A 600-nucleotide genomic window follows, 5' to 3' on the forward strand; every position below is an offset into this window, starting at 1 on the left:
AATTATTTTGTTTTGGGTGTGGATACGTTTATCCAACAAGCTGAATAAAGTAGAAATTTTTTCCTGTTCTACTACAGCAGGAAATGATAAATCAATTTTTGAAATACGCCCAACATTGATGCTTAAAACTTTTGACCCTTGAGATTCTTTTTGAATTTGTGTTCTAATTTGATTGGATTTGAATAAATATCCATTAAAACCCAAATGAAAAATATTTGCTTTTGGTCTTGCTAATAATGTATGTAATCCTGATAATAATTTCTCACCGTTGATATTGATGATTTCGATACTTTTACCTACATCATTCAAATCTTCAGATGCATCTGCAAATATAATATCACCTTCTCTGCAATAATTTTCATCTGAAATTCTTCTCAGATTCATTTCCTCATTTATAAATGGTACTATTTCCTTTTTAATATTAAATAAAGTTTTAAATTTAGTATGGATATCTCCGTAATGGATATTCTTTACGGTACCTAATTCATAGTTTAAATTCTCACGAGAAAAGGAATTGGTTATTTTGAAGTCCATAACTTCCCCCAACTTCTTAATCTCCCACTCCCCATCAAACCCCGGAAATCTCAAATTGGGAACATT

At 30.2% G+C, this 600-nt stretch carries 1 protein-coding gene; it reads right to left on the minus strand.

All coding sequences use genetic code 11. The features are described from left to right. Positions 1-588, minus strand: a 588-nt coding sequence (locus SCA31_RS22445) for a restriction endonuclease subunit S (protein ID WP_410699272.1), incomplete at its 3' end; no start/stop codon positions are given. Positions 589-600 lie beyond the last annotated feature (12 nt).

This window comes from Chryseobacterium sp. SIMBA_028, assembly GCF_046535285.1.
Lineage (GTDB): Bacteria > Bacteroidota > Bacteroidia > Flavobacteriales > Weeksellaceae > Chryseobacterium.